This is a genomic window from Deinococcus sp. YIM 134068 (assembly GCF_036543075.1).
Taxonomy (GTDB): domain Bacteria; phylum Deinococcota; class Deinococci; order Deinococcales; family Deinococcaceae; genus Deinococcus; species Deinococcus lichenicola.
In genome coordinates this window covers 124,522-131,659 of sequence record NZ_JAZHPF010000010.1, presented here as the reverse complement: position 1 = coordinate 131,659, position 7,138 = coordinate 124,522, and the positions used below count along the sequence as shown (strand labels likewise).

The 7,138-nt window shown below is 66.5% G+C and carries 4 protein-coding genes and 1 tRNA gene; all 5 read left to right on the top strand.

From position 1 onward, the window contains the following. The first annotated feature begins 48 nt into the window (after positions 1 to 48). The 5 genes from V3W47_RS11700 (at position 49) to V3W47_RS11680 (ending at position 7,072) form a co-directional block, all read left to right on the top strand. A tRNA-Gly gene (locus V3W47_RS11700) sits at positions 49 to 124 on the top strand. A gap of 98 nt (positions 125 to 222) precedes the next feature. Then, positions 223 to 1,386, top strand: a complete 1,164-nt coding sequence (gene tgt / locus V3W47_RS11695; protein WP_331825386.1) for a tRNA guanosine(34) transglycosylase Tgt — start codon at positions 223 to 225, stop codon at positions 1,384 to 1,386. Between the two features lie 456 nt (positions 1,387 to 1,842). Next, complete coding sequence (locus V3W47_RS11690; protein ID WP_331825385.1) at positions 1,843 to 4,761, top strand: S-layer homology domain-containing protein; 2,919 nt, start codon at positions 1,843 to 1,845, stop codon at positions 4,759 to 4,761. Positions 4,762 to 4,849: 88 nt separating this feature from the next. Next, entirely contained in the window at positions 4,850 to 5,803 is a 954-nt protein-coding gene (locus V3W47_RS11685) for a manganese-dependent inorganic pyrophosphatase (RefSeq protein ID WP_331825384.1), read from the top strand. 15 nt (positions 5,804 to 5,818) lie between these two features. Then, positions 5,819 to 7,072, top strand: coding sequence for a bifunctional folylpolyglutamate synthase/dihydrofolate synthase (locus tag V3W47_RS11680; RefSeq protein ID WP_331825383.1), 1,254 nt, complete (start codon positions 5,819 to 5,821; stop codon positions 7,070 to 7,072). The last annotated feature ends 66 nt before the right edge of the window (positions 7,073 to 7,138 follow it).

The window sequence follows — 7,138 nt, the reverse complement described above, 5'->3', positions numbered from 1 at the left end:
TGGCCTCAGGATCGAAAGCGGTTCCGATCCGTTCTTGCTCTGAACGACGCGGGAGTAGCTCAGCTGGTAGAGCACTACCTTGCCAAGGTAGATGTCGCGAGTTCGAATCTCGTCTCCCGCTCCATCCCCCCTGCCCTCGATCCAGGGTGGGGGCTTTTTTGTTTTGATATGTCCCATTCCGAATCCTGGCTCTTGGGGTGCTTCTTGAGGCAGAATGCCCGGATGTTTGAATTCAGCATCCGGCACCGGGACGGTCGGGCGCGAGTGGCAACCTTCACCACGCCGCACGGAACCGTCGAGACGCCGATGTTCATGCCGGTAGGAACTCAGGGAACGGTCAAAGGGATCAGTCCTCAGGAGTTGACTGACATCGGCTCCCAAATGATCTTGTCCAATACCTATCACCTCATGCTGCGGCCCGGTGAGCGGCTGGTGGAGGCGCATGGAGGACTGCCCGGCTTCACCGCCTACCCAGGTCCCTTCTTGACGGATTCCGGCGGCTTTCAGGTCATGAGCCTGGGGCATATGCGAAAGATCACGGAGGAGGGTGTCACCTTTAAAAGTCATGTGGACGGGAGCGCCGTGAGCCTCACGCCGGAGCGGAGCATCGCCGTGCAAGAGGCGCTGGGGGCGGACGTGATCATGGCGTTTGACGAATGCCCCCCCTACCCGGCGGACCGGGAGTACATCCGCCGCAGCCTGGAGCGCACCGTTCGCTGGTTGGAACGCTGCCAGATCGCGAAGAGCCGTGAGGATCAGGCCCTCTTCGCCATCGTTCAGGGTGGTGTTCACGAGGATTTGCGGGCGTTGAGCCTGGAGTTGACCCTACCATTCGATACCCCAGGCTTCGCTATCGGCGGGCTGGCCGTGGGCGAGTCGAAGGAGGAGATGTTTCCGGCGGTCGCCCTGACGGCGGCGAGGCTGCCCGGGCACAAGCCACGTTACCTGATGGGCGTCGGCCACCCCGAGGACCTCGTGGCGGGCATCGCGCTAGGGATTGACATGTTCGACTGCGTGTATCCCACCCGCACGGGCCGCTTCGGCTACGCCCTCACGGACGATGGGCGACTGAACTTGAACTCGAGCGCCGTCCGCACCCAGTTGGAGCCGCTGGATGCCGAGTGCGACTGTTACGCCTGTCGCCACTACACCCGTGCCTACCTCGCCCATCTCGTGCGGGCCGAGGAACTGCTCGCTCCCCGGATGCTCTCGCTCCACAACCTACGGTACCTTCACCGTCTGGTCGAGCGTGCCCGCGCGGCCATCTCGCAGGGCACATTCAGGGAGTGGTCCCGTACCTGGGGGGAGCGGTACTTTCGCCAGAACATTCCCGCGTGGTTCGAGCAAGTTCTCACCCTCTCCTCTTTAAGGAGTGAGGGGACGTAGCACAATCGACCTGTGGGTCGGGGAGTCGCCCCGCATTCGAGGCCGTCGGTCTCAGCTCCTCTCACCAAATTCTGACGATAGTTCAGAGGAGTTCAAGGACTTCACTTCTCTCCATCATTCATGGAGGGGGACCTCTTGCCTGTGTAGGGGTCATTTGTCCTCCTGTCGCCGCGCGCCTCCCAGAAACTGAAGGGGCCTTCATGCTTGAGTCAGAAAGCATGGGAATTGCTTTAGGAAGACGAGTTTACCGTGTTCTCAGGGTTGACCCACTGTTCTTCACGCTTGTATCATCCGACTGATCTGACGATTCCAGAACACCTCAGGTGGTGGAAGGTCAGGTTGCGCGGAAGGGTGCGGAAGGTGATGCTGCTCCGGGAGAGGAAACTCGGCAACTCGCCCCATCGTCTACTCCAGTGCCGGAAGTGCTTCGGACGCGCGTTTGTCTTTGGGGGTTGTATGAAAAAGAGCTTGTTCGTTCTCACCGCCGCGCTGTCGTTCGGCTTCGCCGCCGCGCAGACGACCACCCCGGCGGCCCCGGCCACTCCGGCCACGCCCGCCGCTACTCCGGCTGCGGCCCCGGCACCCACCCAGGTGCCGACCCTGACGGACGTGCCCGCCGGGCACTGGGCGAAGGACGCCATCGACCGTTTGGTGAGCCAGGGCATCATCCTGGGCTACCCCGACGGCACCTACCGTGGTGCCCAGAACCTCACCCGCTACGAGGCCGCCGTCATTCTCGCCCGCCTCCTCGATCAGGTCCGCACCGGTCAGACCGACACCTCCACCCTCAGCCCCGAAACGCTGACCTCCCTCCAGAACGCCATTCAGGAACTCGCCGCCGACCTCACCGCCCTGGGCGTGCGGGTCAGCGACCTGGAGGAGAATGCCGTCAACCGCGACGACTTCTCCCGCCTGGAGGCGCGCGTGGAGGAACTCGCCGCCGCCAGCGGTGACGCCGCCGCCATCACGCAGCTTCAGACGCAGATCGCCGAGCTGACGGCCCGCGCCGACGACTACGACGCCCTGCGCGCGGACATCGACGACAACGCCAGCAGCATCGCGGCGCTGAACGACCTGACCGTGCTGCTCAACCAGGACATCCTGAACCTTCAGGACCGGGTGAGCGCCGTCGAGAGCGCTCAGGCCGACTTCGTGCAGCGCGCGGACTTCGACAACCTCGCCGGGCGGGTTGGCACCATCGACACCCGCGTCACCACGCTGGAGAACGCGCCCCGCTTCACGGTGAGCGGCACGATCAACGCGCAGTACGGCGACCTGAGCCTCACGAGCGGGAGCACGAACTTCGATGTGGACCGCCTGACCCGCCAGACCTTCGCGGACGGCGTGTTCACCAGCGGCGTGAACTGCCCGGATGGCCGGTACGCGGCCTCCGGCAACGCGGTGAGCTGCGTCGACACCACCATAGGGCCGTTCACGGGTGACAGCGGCATCGACTTCGGCATCCGCGCGAGCAACCTCATCACGGCCAACGGCCTGGTCGTCGTGAACAACGCGGCGGTCAACTTCGGCGTCAACAACGAGTTCGGCGCTGGCCCTGGCAACTTCGGGGGCGACGTGCTCGTGACCCTGGGCAGCGCGAGCGCCGACGGTGCCATCGCGGGCAACAGGTTCGACGTGCGCTACGAGGCGTACAACAGCAAGTTCAAGTTCAACGATTACCTGTTCGCCAACGACAACGACACCGAGGAGGCCATTCAGAAGCGTGGCGTGGTGATCAACGTCGCGACGAACCCGAACGAGGTGGCGCTCGCCCCCGTCTTCACGGTCGTGGCGGGCAACGCGCGCACCAATAGGGTGGACTCCAACACCGGTGTGGTCCTGCCTAACGTCCTCTCCACTCAGTACTACGGCGTGCGTGCCACGATCAACCCCTTCGGCGTGGGTCCTGTGGGTCTCTCCTTTGCTCAGAACGACGGCAACCGCACCGCGTTCGGCCTGGACTACAACGTGGGCTTCGGCACGCGTAACGCGGAGGGCAACGCTCCGTTCAACGTGACGGGCGCGTACGTCGCCAGCATTCCGCAGTCGGCGGCGAACTTCGTCACGGGTCCGAACGGTTCCTTCCAGAACGCCTTCGAGGGCCGTGATCAGGCCTTCTTCACCGATGCCAGGGCGGACTTTGGAATCGCGCGGGCGGCGGCGAACTTCCGCGCCATCGACGGGGACTACGCCGCCGGTGTCGCGGGCATGTCCGGCAACGATTCGCTCTACTACTATGGGCAGGGCGCGAACGGTTACAAGTCGAGCGCACCGTACATCGCCGATCAGGTGGGCTTTGGCGCGGGCGTGGGCACCACGCTGGGGCCGGTGGCGCTTGCGGCGTTCGGTGACAGCTACGTCCCGTACCTCTCCACCTCCACGGTGGGCCGTAACACCAGCTTCGGTGTGAGCGCCGGGGCGCGCCTGGGCGCACTGAGCCTCGTGGGCTTCTTCAACCGCGCGAGCTTGGGCGACGAAGTGATCCATGCCGACCTGAACTACAAGGGTCCCGGCGGCAACGGCTTCCTGTACAACAGCACCACCCCGTACATGAACGTGGCGGACGTGCCCTTCGCGTTCTCCAGCACGTTCGGTGCCCGGCTCCAGCACAACGGGTCCGTCGACAACGCGCTCATCCGGGGCCTGAGCTTCACGGGCACCTACGCCCGCTTCTACGAGGATGAGCTGGGGGTCAACGACTTCCAGGCGTACGCCGGGTACACGGGCACGTTCTTCGGCGTGCGGGTCGAGCCGTTCGCCCGCTACCACCTGCTTGTCACGCCGAACGATGCTCTGGTGACGGACACGGGGACGGCGCAGACGGTAGCGACCTACAACACCGTCAAGTACGGCGTGAGGCTCAGCACCGCGCCGCTGAACGGCGTAATCTTCCAGCCCAGCGCGTTCCTCAACTTCGCTAACCGCATCACGAACGCAGGGCGTCAGGTGCAGGTGGCGGGCACCTCGACCACCGAGCTGTTCGGGCAGACGGGCCTCACCTTCAACCAGTTCCTCGCGCCCAACCTGAAGACCAGCATCGGCTACGCCTACTACCAGGGCTTCAACGTGGCCAGCTCGCTCGTCGCCAGCAGCGCCAGCGCCGCCACGGCGACCTACAGCGCCGCTTCCGACCGCATCTACGCCAGCCCCTTCAGCAGCGGCACGACCCCCTTCGCGGGTGACAACTTCGGTGCCAACAGTGGCCGCGCGCAGGGTGTGTTCGCCCAGGTCGACTGGAACGGTCTGTCCGCGAACTACGGCGTGTTCTACCACGACGACTTCCGCCCTACGGTCACGACGGGTGCCACCCCCTACACAAACACTGGTCGGACCATCGCTCAGGGCTTCAAGGTCAGCTACACCTTCAAGTTCTAAGCCTCTCACCACAGCAGAAGAGGTCCCTTGCGGGGCCTCTTCTTTTTGTTGCCTGTGTCGCCCTGCCTCCGGGCCGTACAATCTCGCCATGCTGGCTGTTTTTGGACACACCAACCCCGATACCGACGCGATCACCTCGGCCCTGGTCTACGCCCGGCTGCTCACCCGGCAGGGCGTGGAGGCGCGGGCCTACCGCCTGGGCGAGCTGAATTTCGAGACGCCCTTCGTGCTGCGGGAGGCGGGGGTAGACGTGCCGGACCTTCTGCCAACGCTGGAGGCGGGCGCGGCGGTGGCCCTCGTGGACCACAACGAGAGCGCCCAGTCGGTGCCCAACCTCACCGAACTGACGGTGATGCGGGTGGTGGACCACCACAAGCTCGGCGACCTGACGACCGCACAGCCGCCCTACCTGCGCTTCGAGCCGGTGGGGAGCACGGGCACGCTCCTGCTTAAGCTGCACCGCGAGGCCGGGTTGCCCGTCGAGCGGGCGGACGCGCGGCTGATGCTGAGCGCTATCCTCAGCGACACGCTGCACTTCCGCAGCCCGACGACCACGCCCGACGACCGGGAGGCGGTGGCGTTCCTGGCCCCGGTCGCGGAGGTGGCGGATGTGGAGGCCTATGCCCTCGCCATGTTCGCCGCCAAGAGCGACCTCGGTGACACGCCCGCCGAGACGCTGCTCAGGATGGATTACAAGGTCTTCCCCTTCGGCGATCCCACGCGGCCCCAGAGCGTGCAGCAGTGGGGCCTGGGCGTGATCGAGACGACCAATCCGGGCTACGTCCTGGGCCGTCAGGCCGAACTGCTCGCGGCGATGGACCGGGTGCGGGCCGAGGACGGGCTGAACGGCGTGCTGCTCTCGGTCGTGGATATCCTGAACGAGACGAACCGGACGTTGGTGCTCTCCGCCACCGAGGAGAAGGTGTTGCGCGAGGCGTTCGGGGTGGAGATGGCGGGGGGGCTTGCCGACCTGGGCGGGCGCATCAGCCGCAAGAAGCAGATCGTGCCGACGCTGGAGGCCTATTTCACGCCGACCGCCTGACGTTCCGCCACTCCCATGACTGAGACCGACGCTCTGACTTGGCTCTTCGCGCGTCAACGCTTCGGCGTCCATCCCGGCCTGTCGCGGGTCCGCGCCCTTCTCGCCCGGCTGGGGGACCCGCAACAGAACTTCCGGTCAGTTCTCGTCGGCGGCACGAACGGGAAGGGCAGCACGGCGGCGACCCTTGCCTCCATCCTGACGGCGGCGGGCGAGCGCACAGGCCTCTTCACCAGCCCGCACCTGACGCACTTCTCCGAGCGGTTCGTGGTGGCGGGCCGGGAGTTGCCGCCGGAGGTCGTGTTGAGGGCGCTGGAGGAAGTCCGTCCCCACGCCGAGGCGGAGGGCGCGTCCTTTTTCGAGATCGTGACGGCCCTGGGCTGCCTGCTCTTCGCCCGCGCTGGGGTGACGACGGCGGTGATGGAGGTGGGCCTCGGCGGGCGGCTGGACGCGACGAACGTCCTCGACCCGGTGCTGAGCATCGTTACTAACGTCGGCCTGGATCACACCGAGATTCTGGGCGACACGCCCCAGGCCATCGCGGGTGAGAAGGCGGGCCTCCTCCGCGCCGAGCGACCCGCCGTGACTGGCGTCGGGTCCGACCTCCTGCCCGTGCTGGAGGCGCAGGAGGCCGACCTCTGGGCGTTGGGGCGGGAGGTGATGTTGGAGGCCGCGCCGCTGGGCTGGGACGGCTGGGAGGTGCGGGTGGGGCTGCCGGGAGCGGACCTGTTCTTCAATACGCCTCTGTTGGGGGAACATGGCGCGCGCAACGCCGCGCTGGCCGCCGCCGCCGCCCACCGGCTCGGGGTGGGGGAGAGCGCCATCCGCATGGGAACGGCGGGTGTGCGCTGGCCGGGTCGCCTGGAGGTGTTGCCGTGGCGGGGCGGGCGCGTCCTGCTCGACGGGGCGCACAACCCGGACGGGGCGCGGGCGCTGGCGGCGGCCCTGCGCGGGTTAGGGGTGGAGGGCGTTCCGGTCGTGTTCGGCGCGGCAGCGGACAAGGACCTTACGGGCGTGGCGGTGGCCTTGAGAGAGGTTGCCTCCGAGGTCATTCTCACCCGTGCCGTCCTCAGCCCGCGCGCCGCTGACCCTGCCCAACTCGCCTCTTTCTTCGGCGGGCTGCCCACACGCCTCACCAGCTCACCAGAGACCGCGTTGGAGCTGCTGGCACCCGGCGGCCTCGCGGTCGTGTGTGGAAGCTTGTACCTGATCGGGGAGGTGCGTCCTCTCCTACTGGGGGAGGTGGGCGAGGGGCGCGAACGCTGGCAATAGCGTTTTCCGGCTCTGCTGGCGGCTGGAAGCTGGCCGCTGGCCGCCCCCCCGATGCTCTAGGCTGCA